This is a genomic window from Cobetia sp. 5-11-6-3 (genome assembly GCF_013374055.1).
GTDB lineage: Bacteria > Pseudomonadota > Gammaproteobacteria > Pseudomonadales > Halomonadaceae > Cobetia > Cobetia marina.
In genome coordinates this window covers 76,821-99,062 of the sequence record NZ_BLWJ01000006.1, presented here as the reverse complement: position 1 = coordinate 99,062, position 22,242 = coordinate 76,821, and the positions used below count along the sequence as shown (strand labels likewise).

The following is a 22,242-nucleotide window of genomic DNA, read 5'->3' as shown; positions in this document are numbered from 1 at the left end:
GGAAAGAGGGCGACATGGAGCTGGTCACCGACGAGCCGCCAGCCCTTGAACCTCCGCCCCTGCGCGTCAATCGCACGCGCAAGGGCATTCACGCCAAGGTCACGCCCTCCCCCGAAGCCGACCTGGCCGACCCCGCCCTGTATTTCAACCGTGAGCTGTCGAATCTGCAGTTCAACATCCGGGTACTGGAGCAGGCGCAGGACACTTCGCATCCGCTGCTCAACCGGCTGATGTTCCTGCTGATCTTCACGTCCAACATGGACGAGTTCTTCGAGATCCGCGTGGCGGGTCTCAAGCATCAGATCGCCTTCGACCGCACCGAGCCCGGCCCGGATGGCATGCTGCCCGGCAAGGTGCTCGACGAGATCTCGCGCATCACCCACGAGCAGGTGGAGCGCCAGTACCGCATCCTCAACGAAGAACTGATCCCGGCGCTTGAAGAGCAACACATCCGCTTCCGTCGCCGCAATCAGTGGAACGATGCCCAGAAAGCCTGGGTTCGCGAATACTTCGAGGAAGAGATTCAGCCGGTCATCAGCCCGATCGGGCTTGATCCATCACATCCCTTCCCGCGCCTGGTCAACAAGAGCCTCAACTTCATCGTCGAGCTGGAAGGCAAGGACGCCTTCGGGCGCGAGGGCGGCCTGGCCATTCTTCCGGCTCCGCGCTCGCTGCCGCGCTTGATTCGCGTGCCGGAAGCGCTCGCAGAGAGCGGCTATACCGAGTACGTCTTCCTGTCCTCGATGATTCATGCCCATGCCCAGGAGCTGTTCCCGGGGATGAAGATCAAGGGCTGCTACCAGTTCCGGCTGACGCGCAACGCCGACCTCTCGGTGGATGCCGAGGATGTCTCGGATCTGGCCTCGGCGCTGCGCGGCGAGCTGCTGGCGCGGCGTTACGGCGATGGCGTGCGCCTGGAAGTGGCGGACAACTGTCCGGAGGCGCTCTACACCTTCCTGCTCAAGCAGTTCGAGCTGGAGAAGCGAGACCTGTATCAGGTGAAGGGACCGGTCAACCTCAATCGCCTGATGGAAGTCATCGGCGACGTGGGCCGCGAGGACCTGCTCTACGCACCGTTCACTCCCGGCACGCCCAAGGCACTCAAGAGTGACAACAGCCTGTTCGATGCCATTCGCCGCGAAGACATCCTGCTGCATCACCCCTTCCAGTCGTTCTCGCCGGTCGAGAGTCTGCTGGCCGAGGCAGCGCGCGACCCGAACGTGCTGGCCATCAAGCAGACGCTCTATCGCACCGGCGCCGATTCCAACATCGTCTCCTCGCTGGTGGAAGCTGCACGCCAGGGCAAGGAGATCACCGTGGTGATCGAGCTGCGCGCCCGCTTCGATGAAGCCGACAACCTGCAGCTGGCCTCCCGCCTTCAGGAGGCAGGCGCCATCGTCATCTATGGGGTGATGGCCTACAAGACCCATGCCAAGATGCTGCACATCGTGCGGCGAGAAAATGGCGAGCTGCGCCACTATGCGCACCTCGGCACCGGCAACTACCACGCCAAGACGGCGCGCCTGTACACCGATTACAGCCTGCTGACGTCCAACGAGACCTTGTGCGAGGACGTGCACAAGGTCTTCCAGCAGCTGACCGGCATGGGCAAGCAACGCAATATCGAGAAGTTGCTGCATGCCCCCTTCACACTGCATGAGCGACTGGTGGAGATGATCGACCGGGAAGCGCGCAACGCCGAGAAGGGCAAGCGCGCCCACATCATCATCAAGTGCAACTCACTGACCGAACCCAAGCTGATCCGCGCGCTGTATCGCGCCTCACGCGCGGGCGTGCAGTGCGATCTGATCATCCGCGGGGTCTGCTGTCTGCGCCCGGGCGTTCCGGGCATCTCCGACAATATCCGCGTCCGCTCGGTGATCGGTCGCTTCCTGGAACATACTCGCACCTTCCACTTCCACAATGCTGGCCAGCCGGAGACCTGGTGTTCCAGCGCGGACTTCATGGAGCGCAATATGTTCCATCGCGTCGAGACCTGCTTCCCGTTGCTCGATAAGAAGCTGGCGCAGCGCATCCGCAAGGACCTGGACACCTATCTGGTCGACAACTGCCAGAGCTGGCGCCTGGAAAGCGATGGTCACTACACCCAGCTGGATGCCGGCGATGCAGAGCCGATCAGCGTGCAGGAAACCCTGCTGTTCGCCTACGCTGCCAAGGCCTGATCGCGCCCCGCTCGGGCCCGCCTCATCCGGCGCAGTCCATTCACCTGACTCTCGGCCCTCACGCTTGCGTGGGGGCCGTCTGCGTTGAGTAGACAAGCCTTGTCCCAGTCCTCCTGTCCCGATCCTTCTGCCCCCCAACCAGACAATGAAAAGGCCCCCGCATCTTGGATGCGGGGGCCTGGCAGCTGACGATCGGATTAAGCGCTCAACGGATCAGACGCCGATCTGACCACCATCTTCACGCTGGATGACGACGGTCGCGGCGCGCGGGCGCACACTGCCGTCAGTTTCGGCAGTCGCATCCACACTCTGCGGCCAGTTGCCGGGATGCTGGATATTGACGAACAACGCCGTCCTGTCAGGTGTCGCGAAGATGCCGGTCACTTCACAGCCGTTCGGGCCAACCGCGAAGCGCTTGAGCTGTGCCTGGTTATCGGCACCGATCACGGCAGCATCCCCTTCGGCCTGCTGAAGCGCGGCCGGCACGACGGCCAGTAGCTGGTCATTGGTGACGTCCGCCACACCGGCATAGCCGTTGTCCGTCTGGATCCACAGGATACCCTGCTCGTCCTCACGTTCGTCGAAGTAGAGGCCATCCGGACTGGCGAATTCATTCATCTCGGTCAGGCCGGACAGGTTGTCGGCATCACTGGCCGCCGCACCGAACACGAAGATCTCCCAATCGAAGACGGTGTGATCTCCCGCCTCGCGCCAGCGGATGATCTGTCCTGCCTCGTTGTCACCGCGCGGGTTGGCGGCATTGGTCGGCGCCGTCTTGTAACCGACTCCCGGCTCCTCGATGGCCTTGCCGTCATTGGTGAAGGCAGCCGCAGTACCCTCTTCGGTGCGCTTGGAGTTGTTGGTCAGTGTCATGTAGACCTCACCGGAAGCCGGGTCGACGGCACCCCACTCCGGGCGGTCCATCGGCGTGGCGCCCATTAGATCCGCCGCGTCCGCGGTATGGATGATGACACCGGCCAGATCATCGGCCGCCAGGCCCAGTGCAGCGGCCAGCGTCCGGCCATCCTTGGTCACGGCGTCCGGCGTCAGCTTCAGCCACTTGCCAGTGCCGTCGGCGGAGAACTGGGCAACATACAACGTGCCCTTGTCCAGATACTTGTCACCGATCGCCAGGCGATTCTTGTCGGCTCCCGGCACATGCGCATCGGCGGCCTCCCATCTGGCATCGGAGACGAACTTGTAGATGTATTCGTTGCGCGAGTCATGGCCTGAATAGAACACCACCGGCTCGCCTTCGACCAGCTTGCCCGGCCAGCAACCTTCATGGCGGAAACGTCCCAGCGCGGTGCGCTTGACGGCCTTCTCACCGGTGTAGGGGTCGATCTCGACGATGTAGCCGAAGGTACGCGGCTCATTGCGATAATCCTTGTCGGCACTGTCCGCCGTCGGCGTATTGTCGAAGCGCGCGAATTCGCCATCGACTTCGCTGGCATCTCCCGCGGCGGTTTCCCAGCCGTAGCGGCCACGCTCGGTCTCGATGCCGATGCGATCATCATCGCTCTGACGATCACTGCGCTTGACGAAGTACCCCGGCCAGTTCTCCTCACAGGTCAGGTAGGTGCCCCAGGGAGTATAGCCGTTGGCACAGTTGTTGTTGGTACCACGCGTGCGCGTGCCATCCGGAGAGAAGGCAGTCTTGACGTAATCACTGCCTGCCACCGGGCCACTCAACACCATCTCGCTGGCGCTGGTATAGCGACGGTTGTAGCCGGAGTTGCTCACCACATGCCACTTGCCGCCGGCATCCTTCTTGACTTCGACGACGGTCACGCCGTGGGCATTGATCTCGGTACGCACTTCATCGGCCGGGCGCTTGCCGGACTCCGCATTGGTCGCGCCGCCCTTGGGCGCCCACAGAGCATCCTGATCGATGTACTCATTGTTCATCACCAGCAGGAAATTGCTGGAGGCGGTGTCTTCGCTCAGCGCGAAGTTGTGCATGCCGTCGTGATGCATGCCGATGCTGTTGAGCTGGGCCTCCGGCGTCATCGCCAGCGATTCACTCCACTGCGGTGCCTTGTCGTTGAGCGGGGTGCCCCACGGTGCCAGGACATGGGCGGTATACCCTGCAGGTACCACGAAGGCATCCGTGCGAGAGCCCTTGATGGACTCGAAGGCCAGCGCCAGCGGTGTCTTCGCCGGGGTCCCTGTGGTCTTGCCGCTGTCGGCATTGGCCGCACCGCTCAGGCCCGCCAGCCCGAAGCCGCCCAGCATGCTGGCAGCCGCCATGCCCAGACCACCCTGCAAGACGCGACGACGGGAAAGGTGCTTGTCGATGATGGAAGAGAATGTCTCGTTGTGACTGGCATTCAGTAGGCGATGATCTTCAATTTCCTTGCTCATGCTGCTTCCCCGTAGTCAGGTTGCGGGTTGTTCTTTTCAGGCCTGGCCCCTGTGAGGCCGCCAAGGGCAACAAGAGTGATACGCGAACCAAATGACAGTCGTATGACGCGAACGATACGCCTCATGCAAACGACAGCGCCCGACGGTCGCATGACCATCGGGCGCGGGGAATTCACAAGCGCGAGACCTGCTCCGTCAGCCGTGAGGAAAGAGGGCTTCACCAGCAGGGTGGTGTCTGGGTCAGGCGTCTCGCAGACGCTCTGCCGCCAGACTCAGCAGATGCTCCGTCGTCTCCCACCCGAGACAGGCATCGGTCACGGAAACGCCATGGCGCAGCTGCGAGAGCTTGTCCGCTGCCGGCAATGCCTGCTTGCCCTCGTTGAGATGGCTTTCCAGCATCACGCCGATCAAGGCGTCATCACCGGCCAGACGCTGGGAGAGCACATCCAGCATCACTTCGCTCTGACGACGGTGGTCCTTGCGCGAGTTGGCATGACTGCAGTCGACCATCAGTCGCGGTGTCAGACCGGCCCCTTCCAGCTCTCGCCGGCAGGCGGCCACCGAGTCTGCATCGTAGTTGGGCTGACCATGGCCGCCCCGCAGCACCACGTGGGTGTGGGGATTGCCCGCGGTCTCGATCAGCGCCGGGCGCCCGCTGTCATCCATGCCGAAGTGGCGATGCCCGTGAGCTGCCGCACCGATCGCCTGCACGGCGACCTCGACCCCACCATCGGTTCCATTCTTGAAGCCTACGGCGCAGCCAAGGCCGGAGGCCATCTCGCGGTGGATCTGTGACTCGGTGGTGCGTGCCCCGATGGCCGCCCAGCCGAGCAGGTCTTCCAGGTAGGCGGCGGTCAGCGGCTGCAGCAGCTCGGTCGCCACCGGCAGGCCCAGCTGGTTGATCTCGCGCATCAGCTCGCGCGCCTGACGCAGGCCGCTGGCCATGTCATCACTGCCATCCAGATGCGGATCATAGGCCAGCCCCTTCCAGCCCACCGTCGTGCGCGGCTTCTCGACATAGACACGCATCACCAGCTTGAGGCGATCACGGACCTGCGGTTCGATCACCGCAAGGCGCTGGGCGTATTCACGCGCGGCCTTGAGATCATGGATGGAACACGGGCCGACCACCACCAGCAGACGATCATCCTCCCCGGCAAGAATCGCGTTGATCTCAGCGCGGTGCTGGCGAATCTGGCCGGCCAGGTCAGCATCCACCGGCAGCTGCGCGCGCAATTCGCTGGCGCTGGGCAGGGCTTCACGACTGATGCGTCCGGGAGTGGTCGGTGTCTGGGCGGCATCGAAGCGGGTCACGGGGGTAGTCTCGGCGGTCATGGTGTCGACAGTGGTATCGGCTGTGTGCGGGTCATTCGTCAACACGCGTTCAAGGCTGGCGTTCATGGTCTTCTCTCCTGTGACGAAGCTTCGGCTTCATCACGCAATATTCACTCTGACAGACAGGGACTTCGCGAATCGTCACCCCGATGTTGCTCGCCCTGCCCCGCGGTGACAGCGGAAAGAGGCAGGACGCCGCTAAATCGCCAGCGCCAATAACCATGCACGACCCGAGCGGAAGCGAAAGAGAAGCGGGTAGTCGGGATCGTGGTACGCATGGTCATTCCTCCAGTCATTCATGCTGCAATCATCGTTGGCACGTTAGGGTGGCACGCCTCTCTCGTCATGAGAGATTGCCGGGCCCAAACGCAAGAACCCCCGGTCGTGGCTGCGACCGGGGGTTCTTCAAGGTGGTGGCAGCCCGTACGAGACAGGCACGCCGTAACCTCAGGCGCGCCCCTGTGTAAACCAATACCAATAGCCGGCCGCACACGCAGCCGACGCCAGCTGACCCGAAGGGCAGGCAGCGGCAGTGCGAAGGCGGGAGCTTGAGGATTGATTCATGGGTCGGGCCGGTGTCCAGTGATGACGATGAAGCGTCGATGACTCTATCCTTGCACTACGAAACGTCGCACGCAAGCGTGATCGGGCAACAAACCGTTGCCTGCACGTATAAAGAAGGACTATCAGCCCGGAGTGGCATCAGTATAACCTTTGGTTGTCGAACGACATGATCGGCAACGCGCATTCGTCCAGCGGTGCCTGACACCGCGCCCACAGCTTGGAATGCATGCATGCAGGATTCCCGAAATGAAGCACTGATAGAGTATCTGTCGGGATGTGCCCGGCAGGATGCCAAGGCACTGGATCGACTTTATCGCGCAACCAGTGCGCATCTATACGCTCAGTTGCTGCGTATCTTGAGGCATGAGGCATCCGCGCAGGATTGTCTTCAGCAGGTCTACATCCGGGTATGGGCCGCCGCCGGCCAGTATGACGCCGGCCGCGCCCGCCCGATGACCTGGCTCGGCACCATGACCCGCAACATCGCCATCGACTGGATACGTCGACAGCGACCCAGCGAGCACGACAGCGACGAATTGATCGCTGCCATGCCCGGTCGAAGTGATATCGAGGCAGATGTCGACCTGGCCCAGCACAGTGGTGAACTCCACCAGTGTCTGGCCGAGCTGAATGACGATCAACGCCGCGCCCTGGAACTGGCCTACTTCGAAGGCCTCACCCACCAGGATCTGGCCAACCAACTGGACCAGCCCTTGGGCACCGTCAAGAGCTGGGTCCGACGTGGACTCGAGAGGTTAAAGACATGCATGAGTCATTTGATCTGAGCGATCCCGAACTGCGTGAAACCGCAGCGGGCGAGTACGCGCTCGGAACCCTGACACGCAGTGAGCGCGCCGCTTTCGAATCGCTGCTCTCCGTGAGTCACGACCTGCAGCGCGATGTGGAGCGCTGGCGCGAACACCTGAACGTGTTCAATGAACAGCTTCCCCCTGTCGCACCGCCCGCCGATGTCTGGCAAGGCATCGCCGAGGCGACGGGCACCGCCCGGCAGCCGTGGTGGCGTCGCCTGGGCCTGTGGCAAGGCATGACGGCCACGGCGTTCAGCCTCGCACTCGCCGTCAGCCTGACCTTCAGTCTGGGTCAGAACGAGAGCATGGAGAGCGACTACGTGTTCGTGGTCAGCAACCCTGACAGCAGCCCCGGCTGGATCGTCAATGCCTCCCACTCGGGTGAGATGATGGTCCAGGCCGTCAGCCCCAACGCCCCGGCCCCCGGCAAGGTCTGCGAGCTGTGGCTGATGGCCAAGGATGGCAAGGAGCCGATGTCACTGGGCATCCTGCCGCACTCCGGCACCATGAAGGTGGAAGTGCCGAAGGAATATCTGGCCGCCTTCCCCGACAGCGACCTGGTGATCACGCTGGAAAATCCGGGCGGCGCTCCCTCCGGTCAGAACATGGGGCCAACGCTCAAGAAAGGCCAGTTCACCGCCGTCGAAGGCCGCCACATTCTGTAGGCACTGCCTGCAAGCACTGGCGGCAAACGCTGCGTCACCACACGACGTCGCATCAACGAAAAGGCCCCCGCTTCTCAGCGGGGGCCTTTTTCATGCTGCCCTGCCGGGCCTCGATCCCTGGAGGCTACCCGGACACCGGCAGGAAACACCCGTCACGTGAGATGACGTCCGCCATCCACCGGCAGTGTCGTGCCCGTGACATAGGGACTGTCCAGCAGATAACGCAGCGCCTGCCAGATCACCCCTGGGCCCGGCACACTCTGCATCGCAGACTTGGCCCGCGCTCGCTCGGCGTAGTCATCATCGTCGTCCGGGCGCAGCATGATCAGCGCCGGAGCGATGGTGTTGACCTGGATGCGTGGCGCGAACATCGATGCGAACGACAAGGTCAGATTCTCGAGCCCCGCCTTGCTGGCCGCGTAGGCCGCATGCTTGCGCGAGCCTTTCTGGACCACGAAATCACTCATGTGAATGATGTCGGCCTGAGTCTCGATACCTGCCTCCAGCAGATCACGCAGCGCCAGATTGATCAGATACGGCGCCTGCATGTGGACGCGAAACAGATGCTCGAACATCTCGCCGCGCTCCTCCGCCCCACCATCCGGCGCCCAGTCGCTGGCATTGTGCACGATGCCCCTCAACGTCGGCGTCATCTCACGAATCGTCGCGATGAAGGCCTGGATGCCCGCCTCACTGGAGAAATCCGCCTGGACGGTGCGGATACCCAACGCCCGCAGGGCATCGAGCTCTTCGCGCTCACGTCGGTAGCTGATGATGACGGGATGGCCATCATCCACCAGACGTTCGGCGCAGTAGCGCCCCAGTCGCTGGGCGCCACCGGTGATCAGAATGGGGGACTGACTCATTCACTCGACTCCTTCAGGCAACGTCAGGCAGCTTCAGCCGGATACCAGCGCCGGATCCAGCAGCGGCTCGCGTGGTGCATAACTGAAGACATCGGAGCTCAGCGCGCCGGCCTCGACCCCCAGCGGCGTCAGCGCATCGACACAGGCATAGACCATGCCGGGCGAGCCCGACAGATAGACGCGCTTGCCTGCCATGCTCTCCGCATGCGCTCGCAGCGCATCATCGATACGACCGATATGGCCATTGAAGCTTGCCTCGACCCCAGCCGCTTCCAGTGCCTGATGGTGGGCATCACCCGCCTCAGGCGCTTCTTCCAGTACCGGCACGTAGCGGAAATTGGGCTGACTGGCGGCCCAGTGGAGCGCGGCGCTTTCCAGATACAGATCCCGACGCTCACGCGCGGCCCACCACAGTTCGATGGGCTGATTGAGGCCGTGTGCAAACGCTGCCTGCAACATGGCATGCATCTGCGAGAATCCGGTACCGGCACAGATCAGCACGATGGGACTGGGGTCGTCGAGATCGAGCACGCATTCGCCATTCGGCAGGCGCAACTCCAGCTGATTGGCCGCGACCAGCAGGCTGCGCAGACGCGCCGAGTTGCTGCGCTCCGGCCAGTGCTGGATATGCAGCTCAAGCACGCCATCTCCCTTGGCAGCGTTGGCGATGGAGAACGGTACCCAGGTGGTGTCGTCGAGCTTCATCTCGAGATACTGGCCCGGCGCATGCGCCAGGGCCTCGGGACGTGCGGCAAAGCGCACACGAAACACGTCCGGGGTCAGGTCTTCCACACTCTCGACATGACAGGTCAGGGTCCGCGCCGTCATCGTATCCTCTTGTTGTCTGAAGCCTGCCGCGACGCCTGGCGCCGAGGCAGGGTAAATGCATGAGTGGTGATGGTCAGGTGAGACTCAATCCAGAATGCCCAGACTGTCCCAGCGCTCATCGACCCGCGAGACGATCTCGTCGCTCATCACGATGGGCTCGCCCCATTCGCGGTCGGTCTCGCCGGGCCACTTGTTGGTGGCATCCATGCCCATCTTGGAGCCGAGCCCCGCCGTTGGCGAGGCGAAATCGAGATAGTCGATCGGCGTATTGTCGACCAGAACGGTATCACGGCTCGGGTCCATCCGCGTGGTGATGGCCCAGATGACATCTTCCCACTTGCGGGCATCGACATCATCATCCAGCACGATCACGAACTTGGTATACATGAACTGGCGCAGGAAGCTCCAGACTCCCATCATCACGCGCTTGGCGTGGCCGGGGTACTGCTTCTTCATCGTCACCACCGCCATGCGGTAGGAGCATCCCTCCGGCGGCAGATAGAAGTCGACGATCTCCGGGAACTGCTTGCGCAGAATCGGCACGAAGACCTCATTGAGGGCCAGACCGAGAATCGCCGGCTCATCCGGTGGACGCCCGGTATAGGTCGAGTGATAGATCGGATCGCGCCGATGGGTGATGCGCTCGATGGTGAAGACGGGGAAGGTCTCGACCTCGTTGTAATAGCCGGTGTGATCGCCGTAGGGGCCTTCCGGTGCCATGTCATCCGGATACAGGTAGCCCTCGAGGATGATCTCGGCGCTGGCCGGCACCTCGAGCTCCGACAGGCCGCATTTGACCAGCTCGGTGCGCGAGCCGCGCAGCAGCCCCGCGAAGGCATACTCGGACAGCGTATCCGGCACCGGAGTGACAGCGCCCAGAATCGTCGCGGGGTCAGCCCCCAGCGCCACGGCGACCGGGAAGGGCTCACCCGGATGGGCCTTCTGCCACTCACGGAAATCCAGAGCCCCGCCACGGTGCGCCAGCCAGCGCATGATCAGCCGATTCTTGCCAAGCTTCTGCTGACGGTAGATGCCGAGATTCTGACGCTCCTTGTGCGGCCCGCGGGTAATCACCAGCGGCCAGGTCACCAGCGGCGCGGCATCTCCGGGCCAGCAGTGCTGAATCGGAATCATGTTGAGATCGACATCATCCCCCTCCAGTACGACCTCCTGACAGGGCGCACGCTTGACCCGCTTGGGGCCCATGCTCATCACCTGCTTGAAGATCGGCAGCTTGTCCCAGGCATCACGGAAGCCTCTGGGCGGCTCCGGCTCCTTGAGGAAGGCGAGCAGCTCGCCGACTTCGCGCAGTGCCTCGACCGACTCCTGCCCCATGCCCAGCGCCACACGACGCGGCGTGCCGAACAGATTGCCCAGCACCGGCATGCTGTGGCCCTTGACGTTCTCGAACAGCAACGCCGGACCACCCGCCTTCAGGGTGCGATCGCAGATCTCGGTCATCTCCAGGTAAGGGTCCACCTCGGCACGAATGCGCTTGAGTTCGCCCTTCTCTTCCAGCGCCGCGATGAAATCGCGCAAGTCTCGATACTGCATGGGAGTTTCCGGTCGGCTTGATCAGGTTCCGAGCATACCATTGCCAGCCGATAGTCGGCAGGCCGACAACGCAAGACGCCCATCTCCTGATCAGGAGATGGGCGTCTCGGGAAGTGCGGATTCCCCACGTGATTCCGTCATTGAACGGAATCACGTGGGGAATCCATGGCATTGCCTCGTCAACTCAGGACATCGGCTCAGCGGCGCTTCATGGCCTCGAAGAACTCGAGGTTGGTCTTGGTATCTTTCAGGCGGTCGATCAGGAATTCGGTCGCGGCCACGTCTTCCATCGGATTGAGCAGCTTGCGCAGGATCCACATGCGCTGCATTTCATCTTCAGACGCGATCAGGTCTTCACGACGCGTACCGGAACGACGGATGTTGAGTGCCGGGAAGACACGACGCTCGGCCAGCTTGCGGTCGAGGTGCGCTTCCATGTTACCGGTGCCCTTGAACTCCTCGAAGATGACTTCGTCCATCTTGGAACCGGTGTCGACCAGTGCCGTGGCGAGGATGGTCAGACTGCCGCCTTCCTCGATGTTGCGCGCGGCACCGAAGAAGCGTTTCGGCTTCTCGAGGGCATGCGCATCGACACCACCGGTCAACACCTTGCCGGAGGACGGCACCACGGTGTTGTAGGCACGCGCCAGACGCGTGATGGAATCGAGCAGGATGACGACATCCTTCTTGTGCTCGACCAGACGCTTGGCCTTCTCGATCACCATCTCGGCGACCTGGACGTGACGGGCCGGCGGCTCATCGAAGGTGGAGGCCACGACTTCGCCGCGCACGGTGCGCGACATTTCGGTGACTTCCTCAGGACGCTCATCGATCAGCAGCACGATGAGGTGACATTCGGGGTTGTTGCGAGTGATGGAGGCGGCGATGTTCTGCAGCATCATCGTCTTGCCCGCCTTGGGCGGTGACACGATCAGACCACGCTGTCCCTTGCCGATCGGGGCCGTGAGATCCAGGATGCGCGAGGTGATGTCCTCGGTGGAACCGTTGCCGATTTCCATCAGCAGACGCGATTGCGGGAACAGCGGCGTCAGGTTCTCGAACAGGATCTTGTGCTTGGCGTTCTCGGGACGGTCAAAGTTGATCTGATTGACCTTGAGCAGCGCGAAGTAACGTTCCCCTTCCTTCGGCGGACGAATCTTGCCGGAAATGGTATCGCCCTTGCGCAGATTGAAGCGGCGAATCTGGGACGGGGAAACGTAGATGTCGTCGGGGCCAGCAAGGTAGGAAGAATCCGCACTGCGCAGGAAGCCGAAGCCGTCCTGCAGGATTTCCAGCACACCATCACCATAGATATCCTCGCCGCTTTTCGCGTGCTTCTTGAGGATGGCGAAGATGATGTCCTGCTTGCGCGAACGTGCCAGGTTGTCGATCCCCATGGTCTGGGCGAGTTCCAGCAGTTCCGGGACGGTATTTTGCTTGAGTTGGGTAAGATTCATCGGCTTGTTTGAACGTAGCTCGTGTCAGCAGGGCTGAAGATAAGAAGGGAATCGAGAAGACGAGCAGGAGGCAGAGACTGACACTGTACTGTGTGAGTGCAGGCTGATCTCGACAGCATTCCCGGGGGCAAGCGCCTGAGTGGAAAGAATACAGGTGCCAAAGGTTCAGGAAAGATCACTCACCACGGCCGTACAACGGATTCGGCAACGGAGTGTCGAGCGACTGCAGCCCGTCCGCAAGGACATGGGGCGTCGTGCTTCCTGACGTAAAAGTCTTCTCGATATGGAATCTAGCGGTATGAATCGCCTGGTGGCTGACCTGTGAATAGAAGGACAGAATTACCAGAGGGCTGGCTGACAACTGGGGGACCGTGGGACGGTCGACATGACGCAATCAGAGAGCGTGTAATCAGGCGAACGCCTCGATGGTAGTCAAGCTTCACCTCGAACGCAAGTCCCGTGCTCAGAGGCCATGCCAGCGCAGCCCGGGGGACGGGGCCGCCGCTCAACTGACGGCGTCATCCCCCATCACAGGTTGGCATCCAGGAAGGCGGCCAATTGCGCACGAGGCATCGCCCCGACCTTGCTGGCCTCGACATTTCCGGACAGGAACAGCATCAGGGTCGGCACGCCACGAACGCCGAAACGGGACGCCAGTTCAGGGGCCTCATCGACATCGACCTTGACGATCTTCAACCGCCCTTCATATTCCTCCGCCAGCGACTCGAGTGTCGGGGCCACCGTCTTGCACGGCCCACACCAGGAGGCCCAGAAATCCACCAGTACCGGCTGCTCGCTCTCCAACACCACGGATTCAAAGTCTCTTTCTGAAATCGGTGCCACACGTTCGCTCATCGCGACGTTATCTCCCAGGCCACATCGGCCTTGCTGATCTTCCTGCAGGTAAATGATGATGCTTCAGCGTGACGACGATGACGGCAAGCCCCGGGACGGGCGGTGTCACGCGAGCGCCTTGCACGAGAGGCATCGCTCTCTGGCGCTTCGCACGACTGTCATGTCGCACCAGTAGACTACCACGCCCTGTCTCTGACATGCCCCACTCTCGACCGATCCTGCCGACGACATGCCATGAGGTTTGACACCTCACACAAGTCGCCGCAACCTTGATCCAGACTGACATTGCATTCTTTACCGTGATACTCCGCAGCGTGGACGGCTTGGCACATGGCGCCCTGCCCTCGAGGACAGCGCATGTAGCAGCGCCCGTTCGCGCAAGGCCTGCCAGCAGGACCTGCCACAAGGACCATGCATTTGAGTGATTCAGCCTCCTCCCTACCTGACAGCTCCCCCGCTGCCACGGACACCAGTGACGATGCACCACTGTTGAAGCTGGCCGCCATCGATCTCGGCTCCAACAGTTTCCATCTGCTGCTGGCCAATCATCAGGCCGGGCAATTGCAGGTCGTGGCCAAGCAGGGCGAGAAGATCCAGCTGGCAGCTGGCCTGGATGAAGACGGCATGCTCAGTGAAGATGCCATGGAGCGTGCGCTCAACTGCCTCGCACAGTTCGCGCCCTTCCTGGATGGCATCGAGGCGGAGCATCTGCGCATCGTCGGCACCAACGCGCTGCGTGCCGCGCACAACAGCCAGACATTGATCGATCGCGCCGAGGAATTGCTGGGGCATCCCATCGAGATCATCGCCGGCCGTGAAGAAGCGCGCCTGATCTATCTGGGGGCCGCCCATGCCCTGGCCGATGTGCATGGCAAGCGCCTGATCATCGACATCGGCGGCGGCTCGACGGAATTCATCATCGGTGAACAGTTCGAGCCGCTGTTGCTGGAAAGTCTGCACATGGGCTGCGTGGCCTATACCAAGACATTCTTCTCTGACGGCGAGATCAGCGAGAAACGCATGCGCCGTGCCGAACTGGCCGCTCGCTCGGAGCTGGCCAGCATACAGCGCAGCTATCGCGAGCTGGGCTGGGACGACCCCGTCGGCTCCTCCGGCACCATCAAGGCAGCCGCCAGCGTGATGGAAGCCCATGGCTGGGCAGCACACGGCCTGGTGACTCGCGAGGGACTCCATCGTCTGCGCACCGCTCTCTTGGGATTCAAGCGTCTCGACAAGGTCAGCCTGCCAGGCCTGAAAAGTGACCGCGCCAGCGTCTTCCCGGCCGGGGTCGCGATCCTGTGCGGTATCTTCGAAGCCCTGGAACTCGAGCAGATCCGCTACTCCGATGGCGCGTTGCGCGAAGGCGTGCTGTTTGATCTGATCGGTCGCAATACGGCGGAAGACTCGCGCATCGCGGCCATCGATCTGCTGCGTCGTCGCTATGGTATCGACACCCGCCATGCGGCCAACGTGCGCGATACCGCGCTGGCGCTGTTCGACCAGGTCGCGGATGCGTGGTCACTGGGGGCAACCTCCCGTCAGATGCTGGCCTGGGGGGCCGAACTGCATGAAGTCGGGCTGGCCATCTCGCATAGCCAGTTCCATCGTCATGGCGCCTACCTGATCGAGCATTCCGACCTGCAGGGGTTCTCGCGACCGGAGCAGAAGGCGCTCGCCTTCCTGGTACGCGCCCATCGTCGCAAGTTCGCCAGCCGGGAGCTTGCCAATCTGCCGCTGACGCTCCAGCCACGCCTCGCCCGTCTGGCGCGCCTGCTGCGCATCGCCGTGATGCTCAATCATTCACGCCCTGAACAGCCTGTCCTCGGCACGCAATTGAGCGCCAAGGGCGACGAATTGCGACTGAGCCTGGCAGAAGAATATCGGGATCACAGTCTGATCTGTGATGACCTGACCCAGGAAAGCAGTCTGCAGAAGGCCGCCGACATGACGCTCACCCTCGAAGGCGTCGACTGAGAACGGTCGCCGCCCTGGCCTCGTGCTGTCCCGCCACTACGCCCAGGGCCCCGTGAGACTCTCTGTCGAGACTGACTCCCGGGGCCAACTTCTAAGGCCCACAGTCAGCCACTCGGCTTCGCTCGCAACCACCACCCGCACGCGGGATGCCATAGCGCCACGATGACTTGATCGCGGACACGTCGCGCCACCCGCAGCTGGTGGCGCTGCCAGGGCGGGATGTCGGCTTCCTGCAGCAGGCGCTTGAGGTCCCGCCGGCCCCTGTCAGCCAGGCGCATGACATCACCCGGCTGACGCTGGCCGATCACGACTTCGTCCTCCTGCGCGGCCAATGCCTGCCAGCTCTGTCTCGCCCGATCATCCAGTTCACGCCGTTGGCAGTCACTGACCCCATCACCAAGACCATGCCTTGTAACGGTATCACTCGCCTGCCACCACAGCTGACCGCGCCAGAGGCGCACCACCAGACTTGAGACCGGACTGTGCCAGCGCACCTCCGCCACCGAGTCCGGCGGCGTGACGATCCACTGCTGCAGACTGGCCAGGCGCCCGCGCGGCGGCACCGGCCAGCCGCGTGATTGGCACAGGTGGCGCAGGACCAGACGCTGACGTGGCTCACTCAACTCGCCCAGACGTGCCAGCGACAGCTGCACCTCTTGCTCTTGCTCTTGCTCTTGCTCCTGCCCTTGCTCCAGCTCCTGCCCTTGCTCCAGCTCCTGCCCTTGCTCCAGCTCCTGCCCCGGCGTGACGCGCTCCGCGCCTGACAGCCGTACCTTCGCCAGCAGCTCGGCCGCCAGCTCATCCAGCAATGACTGCTCTTCCTGGAGCTGCTGCGCCGAGCGCGCAAGGCTGCCCGCAGCCTGTGGCCAACGCCCTTCGAGTGCCGGCAGCACCGTGTGACGCAGATAATTGCGATCGAAACGCTGACTGAGATTGCTGGGGTCCTCGCACCAGTCTCGTGAGACACATAGCCCTTGCTGACTCGCCAGAGTCTCGAGATCACGGCGAGAGACATCCAGCAGCGGGCGTACCAGTCGTGCACGCGCATGGGGGGGCAGATCTCGCCCAGTGGACAAGTTGCCCACGGTCAGCGCCCGCTCAGGCGGCATGGCCGCCAGCCCGCGCCCGCCACTGCCGCGCAGCGCGTTGAGCAACAATGTCTCGGCCTGATCATCCTGATGCTGCGCCAGCCACAGGCTATCGCCCGCCGCCAGACAGGCCGTCAGTGCCGCCAGCCGCGCCTCACGTGCGGCAGCCTCCACGCCTCGCGACTTGAATGCGGCCTCATCCAGCGCCAGATGGCGCACACTCAACGGCAGCCCCAACCGCGAGGCCAGCCTGCGCGCCAGACGCTCGAAATCATCATTGGCCGCCTGCAGGCCATGGTGCACATGCACCAGCCGCAGTCGCCGTGGGCACTCCTGCGCCGCTCGCGCCACCAGCCTCGCCAGCATCACCGAATCCAGTCCGCCCGAGAGTGCGATCCATACCGTGTGCCGTGAATCCGTTGCTGCCAACGCCGCACGGACGGCAACGAGTGCACGCGATTCCGCCATCTCGCCAAGAGACTGCGGAGACGAGGACATCGAGTCCAGTGAAGAAGACAGAGACATGCCGGGCTCCCGTCGCGAAAGCAGATGGATGGAGTGAGCGGAGAAAAAGCGACCCTGAACGCAAGGACGCCCCCGGAAGATTCCGGAGGCGTCCTGGTCACTCAGGCGTGAACTGCATGCGCATCAAGCGTGATGTGCAGAGATCATGCCGGTGCGCCGTAGCTCATCAGGCGCTGGTAACGACGCTCCAGCAGGGCGTCGGTATCCAGCGCGCCAAGACGCTCCAGGCCTTCACCCAGCGCGGCCTTGATGCTGTCGGCAGCAGCTTGCGGGTTGCGGTGCGCGCCACCCAGCGGCTCCTTGATCAGGTTGTCGACGAAGCCCAGCTCCTTGAGGCGCGAGGCCGTGATGCCCATGGCATCAGCGGCATCGGCGGCACGCTCTGCGCTCTTCCACAGGATGGAGGCACACCCTTCCGGCGAGATCACCGAGTAGGTGGAGTACTGCAGCATGTTGAGCTCGTCACACACGCCGATGGCCAGTGCACCACCGGAACCACCCTCACCGATGACGGTGGAGATGATCGGGGTCTTGAGACGCGACATCACTGCCAGATTGTAGGCGATGGCCTCGGACTGACCGCGCTCCTCGGCACCGATGCCCGGATAGGCACCCGGGGTGTCGATGAAGGTCAGGATCGGCATCTTGAAGCGCTCGGCCATCTCCATCAGACGGCAGGCCTTGCGGTAGCCTTCCGGACGCGGCATGCCGAAGTTGCGACGCACCTTTTCCTTCACGTCACGGCCTTTCTGGTGACCGATCACCATCACCGGCTTGTCGTCGAGACGCGCGATGCCACCGACCAGGGCTTCATCGTCCGCGTAGTGACGGTCGCCGTGCAGCTCATCGAAATCCGTGAACAGGTTCTCGAGGTAGTCGAGGGTATACGGACGCTGCGGATGACGCGCCAGCTGAGATACCTGCCAGGCACCGAGGTCCTTGAAGATGGACTCGGTGAGCTTGGTGCTCTTGTCCTGCAGACGAGCGATCTCGTCAGACAGGTTGACCTGGGAGTCGTTACCGACCAGACGGAGTTCCTCGATCTTGGCCTGCAGCTCGGCGATCGGCTGTTCAAAGTCCAGATAATTGGGATTCATAAGGCGTTTCGTTCGTCGTCTCGGGCAGCCAGGAAAGCGAGTCGGCCGGGTCACTCCCCCTGAGCAAGCGCTCAGGCGATCTGTGGCTCACGGCGGTCACAGTCGGCATGGAATTGGGTACGGAAAAGATAGGGGGGCATTATCGCACCCTGTTCGACAGGTGCAAACCTTGCCCGCCCGTTCGGCGCGGGATTGCCTCTCCCCCACGCCCTTCACCACCTGGTTTCACTTGCATCATCAAGGGGAAGGGATGGCGTCCCTCCCCCTTGATCCACAATCACTCACGGTACTTGAGTCGCACGCCGCGCTGGCCTTCCACCTCACCCAGCTGGATCAGCAGTTCATCGCTGGGGGCGACGCGCCATTGCTCGCCAAGCTCCAGCCAGGCCTCCGCGGCGGCATTGCGATAGCGTAGCCGCATCGGCAGGCCTTCGCTGGCCAGGTGCGGCGTCAACAGCGTGGATAGCTGCTGGGTGAAGCGTCCGCCGATATCCTCGGCGGCGATGCTCATCTCGACGGCCTCACCGAAGCGCGCCCGCGCATCGATGATCGGCGTGACATCCTTGCCACGCAGGCGCAGGCCGCCGGAATAATCATCCTGACTGACCTCCCCCTCGACGATCACCACGCTGTCAGGTACCAGCTTGTTGCGTACCTGGTCGTAGAGTTCGCCGAACATCGAGGCCTCGATGCGTCCGGTGCGATCATCCAGGGTCACGAAGGCCATGGTATCGCCACGCTTGGACTTCATGGTGCGCATGGCGATCACCAGCCCGGCGATGCGCTGCGGCTCCCGCGACGGCTTCAGGTCGCTGATGCGCGCATTGATGAAGCGCTTGAGCTCACCTTCGTATTCATCGATGGGATGGCCGGTCAGATAGAGCCCCAGGGTGTCCTTCTCGCCGGTGAGGCGCTCCTTGTCGGTCCACTCACGCGCCTTGCGATAGCCGGCGTAGACATCCGTTTCCGGCTCGCTGAAGGCATCGCCGAACATGTCGGTGATGCCGACATCGTTGTTGGCATGATTCTGGGAGGCGGCCTTGAGCGCATCCTCCACCGCCAGCATCAGCACCGCACGGGACGGGCCGATGTTGTCCAGCGCCCCGGAGCGGATCAACGCCTCCAGGGTGCGCTTGTTGATCTTCTTGGCATCGATGCGCTTGCAGAAGTCGAAGATGTCGCTGAACGGCCCACCCTCGGCACGTGCGCTGACGATCGCCTCGATCGGGCCCTCGCCCACGCCACGGATCGCGCCCAGCCCGTAGACGACGCGCCCTTCGAGGTCGACGGTGAACTTGTAGCCACCGATGTTGACGTCCGGTGGCGTGACCGTCAGGCCGATATGGCGGCATTCCTCGATCAGCGGTACCACCTTCTCGATGGTCTGCATCTCGGTCGAGATCACCGCGGCCATGAACGGCCCCGGATAGTGCGCCTTCAGCCAGCCCGTCTGGTAGGAGACGAGGCCATAGGCCGCCGAGTGGGACTTGTTGAAGCCGTAACCGGCGAACTTTTCCACCAGGTCGAAGATGTTGCCCGCCAGGTCCTTGTCGATGCCCTTCTCGGCACACCCTTCCATGAAGCCGGCACGCTGCTTGGCCATCTCTTCCGGCTTCTTCTTGCCCATCGCGCGGCGCAGCATGTCGGCCTGGCCCAGCGTGTAGCCGGCCAGCACCTGCGCGATCTGCATGACCTGCTCCTGGTACAGGATGATGCCGTAGGTCGGCTCCAGTACCGGCTTGAGCAGCTCGTGCTGATAATCCGGGTGTGGATAAGACACTTCGGAGCGACCGTGCTTGCGGTTGATGAAGTCATCCACCATGCCGGACTGCAGCGGGCCCGGACGGAACAGGGCCACCAGGGCGATCATGTCTTCCAGGCAGTCAGGCTTGAGCTTCTTGATCAGCTCCTTCATGCCGCGGGATTCCAGCTGGAAGACCGCCGTCGTCTCCGCCTTCTGCAGCATGTCGAAGGTCTTGGCGTCGTCCAGCGGAATGTCATCGATCTCCAGCGGCGGCAGCCCTTCACGCTCACGGACCTTGTCGACCATCTCGGTCGCCCAGTCGATGATGGTCAGGGTACGCAGCCCCAGGAAGTCGAACTTGACCAGCCCGGCTTCCTCGACATCGTTCTTGTCGAACTGCACCACCAGACCGCTGCCATCCTCTTCACACAGCAGCGGCGAGAAATCGGTCAGCTTGGTGGGAGCGATCACCACGCCCCCGGCGTGCTTGCCGGTACCGCGGGTGGTGCCCTCGAGCTTGAGCGCCATCTCCCAGATTTCCTGGGCCTCTTCATCGTTCTCGATGAATTCCTTGAGCTGAGGCTCCTGCTCGATGGCCTTCTCCAGCGTCATGCCGACTTCAAAGGGAATCAGCTTGGAGAGCTTGTCGCCCAGCGAGTAGGGACGCCCCTGGGCACGCGCCACGTCACGCACCACCGCCTTGGCGGCCATGGTGCCGAAGGTGACGATCTGCGAGACCGCATTGCGCCCGTAGCGCTCGGCCACGTAATCGATGACGCGATCGCGCTTCTCCATGCAGAAGTCGACGTCGAAGTCGGGCATGGAGACACGTTCCGGGTTCAGGAAGCGCTCGAACAGCAGGTCGTATTCCAGCGGATCCAGATCGGTGATCTTCTGGGCATAGGCCACCAGTGAGCCGGCACCGGAACCACGCCCCGGGCCGACCGGCACGCCGTTGTCCTTGCCCCACTGGATGAAGTCCATGACGATCAGGAAGTACCCGGGGAAGCCCATCTGCAGGATGATGTCGAGCTCGAAGTCCAGGCGGGAACGATAGCGCTGTTCGGTGTCAGCCCAGGCTTCGCTGTCGCGGGGATGCCTGTCGCGCGGATAGAGCTTCTCGAGGCGTTCCGTCAGGCCATCATGGGAAACCTTGCGGAAGAACTCATCCATCGTCATGCCTTCCGGCACCGGGAACTCGGGCAGGAAGTAGGTCCCCAGCTGAACCGTCACGGAACAGCGCGCCGCGATCAGCACGCTGTTCTCGAGCGCTTCGGGAATGTCGGCGAACAGCTCGTGCATTTCCTCGGCGGTCTTCAGGTACTGCTCATCGCTGTAGCGGGTCTCGCGGCGCGGGTCATCCAGCGCCTTGCCTTCCCCGATGGCCACGCGCGTCTCGTGGGCCCAGTAGTCCTCACGCTTGAGGAAGCGCACGTCATTGGTGGCGACCACCGGAGTATCGGTCGCCTCCGCCAACGCCACCGACAGGTGCAGGCACTCTTCCTCGTACTGGCGCTGGGTACGGGTCAGCTCCAGATAGAAGCGATCCCCGAAGACCGCCTTCCATTCGCTCAGCAGGGTCCGTGCGGTGTCTTCGTGATCCGAGAGCAGATGACGCCCGATCTCGCCCTCGCGCCCCCCGGACAGCACGATCAGCCCCTCGGCCTGCTCGAAGATCCACTGCTTCTCGAGATAGGCACGCCCCTGCTTCTGGCCGTCGGTCCAACCGCGCGAGATCAGCTCGGTCAGATGGCGATAGCCGATGTCATTCATCGCCAGCAGCGTGATGCGGTAGGGACGCGTGACGTCCTGCGGATTGGTCATCCACAGATCGGAGCCGATGATCGGCTTGATCCCGGCCCCTCGGGCATTGGAGTAGAACTTGACCAGCCCGAACAGGTTGGCCTCGTCGGTGACCGCGACAGCCGGCTGGCCTGCCGTGGCGGTCGCCTTGATCAGCGGCTTGACGCCGGGCAGACCATCGACGAGAGAGAACTCGGTGTGAACGCGCAGGTGAACAAAGGGCGTGGTCATGGAATCGGCTCGTGAAGTCTGCGTGACGGTAAAGGATTCAGTCGCGGCGGGTAACGATGGCCGCGCTGACGCTGCCGGCGCCTCGGACGCTGAAGGCGGGGACTCCGCTGCCAAGGATAGCGCGTCGGGGGCAGCGTCTGAAGGCGCCTCGCCTGTCAGGACGACCTCGACTGACGGGGATGCCGTGGTCTCACTGGCATCAGTCAGACCACGGCTGGCGGCTTTTTTGCAGCGGGAGACTGGCTCGGCTCACTCGTCGCCAGGGCCGCTTCCTGCTCTGACGGCCCCGACGATTGCTCT

General features: G+C 62.9%; 14 protein-coding genes. 4 read left to right on the top strand and 10 right to left on the bottom strand.

Features of this window, described 5'->3' with window-relative positions; translation table 11 throughout:
* Positions 1 to 14: 14 nt before the first annotated feature.
* Positions 15 to 2,183, top strand: coding sequence for a polyphosphate kinase 1 (gene ppk1, locus HXS66_RS11730; protein WP_077377882.1), 2,169 nt, complete (start codon positions 15 to 17; stop codon positions 2,181 to 2,183).
* 213 nt (positions 2,184 to 2,396) lie between these two features.
* Here the strand turns inward: ppk1 and HXS66_RS11725 are convergent, their stop codons facing one another.
* The gene (locus tag HXS66_RS11725) at positions 2,397 to 4,547 is read right to left on the bottom strand and encodes a PhoX family phosphatase (protein WP_176503607.1); all 2,151 of its coding nucleotides are present in this window, start codon (positions 4,545 to 4,547) and stop codon (positions 2,397 to 2,399) included.
* A gap of 240 nt (positions 4,548 to 4,787) precedes the next feature.
* Complete coding sequence (locus HXS66_RS11720) at positions 4,788 to 5,882, bottom strand: 3-deoxy-7-phosphoheptulonate synthase (protein ID WP_077378189.1); 1,095 nt, start codon at positions 5,880 to 5,882, stop codon at positions 4,788 to 4,790.
* Between the two features lie 794 nt (positions 5,883 to 6,676).
* Here HXS66_RS11720 and HXS66_RS11715 point away from each other — a divergent pair.
* Together HXS66_RS11715 and HXS66_RS11710 are read left to right on the top strand one after the other, a co-directional pair.
* Positions 6,677 to 7,231, top strand: a complete 555-nt coding sequence (locus HXS66_RS11715; RefSeq protein WP_077377876.1) for a sigma-70 family RNA polymerase sigma factor — start codon at positions 6,677 to 6,679, stop codon at positions 7,229 to 7,231.
* The gene (locus HXS66_RS11710) at positions 7,210 to 7,920 is read left to right on the top strand and encodes an anti-sigma factor domain-containing protein (protein ID WP_077377873.1); all 711 of its coding nucleotides are present in this window, start codon (positions 7,210 to 7,212) and stop codon (positions 7,918 to 7,920) included. The genes HXS66_RS11715 and HXS66_RS11710 overlap by 22 nt, the downstream gene beginning before the upstream one ends.
* A gap of 152 nt (positions 7,921 to 8,072) precedes the next feature.
* Here HXS66_RS11710 and folM read toward each other — a convergent pair whose 3' ends face one another.
* From folM to trxA, 5 genes are all read right to left on the bottom strand, one after another.
* Positions 8,073 to 8,786 (bottom strand): dihydromonapterin reductase, encoded by a 714-nt coding sequence (folM, locus tag HXS66_RS11705; RefSeq protein ID WP_176503606.1) that lies wholly within the window; start codon positions 8,784 to 8,786, stop codon positions 8,073 to 8,075.
* A gap of 33 nt (positions 8,787 to 8,819) precedes the next feature.
* Positions 8,820 to 9,614, bottom strand: a complete 795-nt coding sequence (locus tag HXS66_RS11700; RefSeq protein WP_077377867.1) for an FAD-binding oxidoreductase — start codon at positions 9,612 to 9,614, stop codon at positions 8,820 to 8,822.
* 84 nt (positions 9,615 to 9,698) lie between these two features.
* Entirely contained in the window at positions 9,699 to 11,168 is a 1,470-nt protein-coding gene (ubiD, locus tag HXS66_RS11695) for a 4-hydroxy-3-polyprenylbenzoate decarboxylase (protein ID WP_176503605.1), read from the bottom strand.
* Between the two features lie 197 nt (positions 11,169 to 11,365).
* The gene (gene rho / locus HXS66_RS11690) at positions 11,366 to 12,625 is read right to left on the bottom strand and encodes a transcription termination factor Rho (RefSeq protein WP_077377862.1); all 1,260 of its coding nucleotides are present in this window, start codon (positions 12,623 to 12,625) and stop codon (positions 11,366 to 11,368) included.
* A gap of 528 nt (positions 12,626 to 13,153) precedes the next feature.
* Entirely contained in the window at positions 13,154 to 13,480 is a 327-nt protein-coding gene (gene trxA, locus HXS66_RS11685) for a thioredoxin (RefSeq protein ID WP_077377859.1), read from the bottom strand.
* 411 nt (positions 13,481 to 13,891) lie between these two features.
* On the opposite strand from trxA, the gene ppx reads away from it, so the two are divergent.
* Positions 13,892 to 15,454: an exopolyphosphatase gene (gene ppx, locus HXS66_RS11680; RefSeq protein ID WP_077377856.1), complete on the top strand. Its 1,563-nt coding sequence runs from the start codon at positions 13,892 to 13,894 to the stop codon at positions 15,452 to 15,454.
* Between the two features lie 104 nt (positions 15,455 to 15,558).
* Here ppx and tilS read toward each other — a convergent pair whose 3' ends face one another.
* The 3 genes from tilS to dnaE form a co-directional block, all read right to left on the bottom strand.
* Positions 15,559 to 17,067: a tRNA lysidine(34) synthetase TilS gene (gene tilS, locus HXS66_RS11675; protein ID WP_176503604.1), complete on the bottom strand. Its 1,509-nt coding sequence runs from the start codon at positions 17,065 to 17,067 to the stop codon at positions 15,559 to 15,561.
* A 143-nt stretch (positions 17,068 to 17,210) separates the two neighbouring features.
* Entirely contained in the window at positions 17,211 to 18,164 is a 954-nt protein-coding gene (gene accA, locus HXS66_RS11670; protein ID WP_084207821.1) for an acetyl-CoA carboxylase carboxyl transferase subunit alpha, read from the bottom strand.
* A gap of 277 nt (positions 18,165 to 18,441) precedes the next feature.
* Positions 18,442 to 21,942 carry a DNA polymerase III subunit alpha gene (gene dnaE / locus HXS66_RS11665; RefSeq protein ID WP_077377851.1) on the bottom strand — a complete coding sequence of 1,167 codons (3,501 nt, stop codon included), beginning with the start codon at positions 21,940 to 21,942 and terminating at the stop codon, positions 18,442 to 18,444.
* Positions 21,943 to 22,242: the final 300 nt, after the last annotated feature.

Coding starts and splice junctions, on each gene's coding strand:
- ppk1 (WP_077377882.1), top strand. CDS start 15: ATGGAGCTGGTCACCGACGAGCCGCCAGCCCTTGAACCTCCGCCCCTG.
- HXS66_RS11725 (WP_176503607.1), bottom strand. CDS start 4,547: ATGAGCAAGGAAATTGAAGATCATCGCCTACTGAATGCCAGTCACAAC.
- HXS66_RS11720 (WP_077378189.1), bottom strand. CDS start 5,882: ATGACCGCCGAGACTACCCCCGTGACCCGCTTCGATGCCGCCCAGACA.
- HXS66_RS11715 (WP_077377876.1), top strand. CDS start 6,677: ATGCAGGATTCCCGAAATGAAGCACTGATAGAGTATCTGTCGGGATGT.
- HXS66_RS11710 (WP_077377873.1), top strand. CDS start 7,210: ATGCATGAGTCATTTGATCTGAGCGATCCCGAACTGCGTGAAACCGCA.
- folM (WP_176503606.1), bottom strand. CDS start 8,786: ATGAGTCAGTCCCCCATTCTGATCACCGGTGGCGCCCAGCGACTGGGG.
- HXS66_RS11700 (WP_077377867.1), bottom strand. CDS start 9,614: ATGACGGCGCGGACCCTGACCTGTCATGTCGAGAGTGTGGAAGACCTG.
- ubiD (WP_176503605.1), bottom strand. CDS start 11,168: ATGCAGTATCGAGACTTGCGCGATTTCATCGCGGCGCTGGAAGAGAAG.
- rho (WP_077377862.1), bottom strand. CDS start 12,625: ATGAATCTTACCCAACTCAAGCAAAATACCGTCCCGGAACTGCTGGAA.
- trxA (WP_077377859.1), bottom strand. CDS start 13,480: ATGAGCGAACGTGTGGCACCGATTTCAGAAAGAGACTTTGAATCCGTG.
- ppx (WP_077377856.1), top strand. CDS start 13,892: ATGCATTTGAGTGATTCAGCCTCCTCCCTACCTGACAGCTCCCCCGCT.
- tilS (WP_176503604.1), bottom strand. CDS start 17,067: ATGTCTCTGTCTTCTTCACTGGACTCGATGTCCTCGTCTCCGCAGTCT.
- accA (WP_084207821.1), bottom strand. CDS start 18,164: ATGAATCCCAATTATCTGGACTTTGAACAGCCGATCGCCGAGCTGCAG.
- dnaE (WP_077377851.1), bottom strand. CDS start 21,942: ATGACCACGCCCTTTGTTCACCTGCGCGTTCACACCGAGTTCTCTCTC.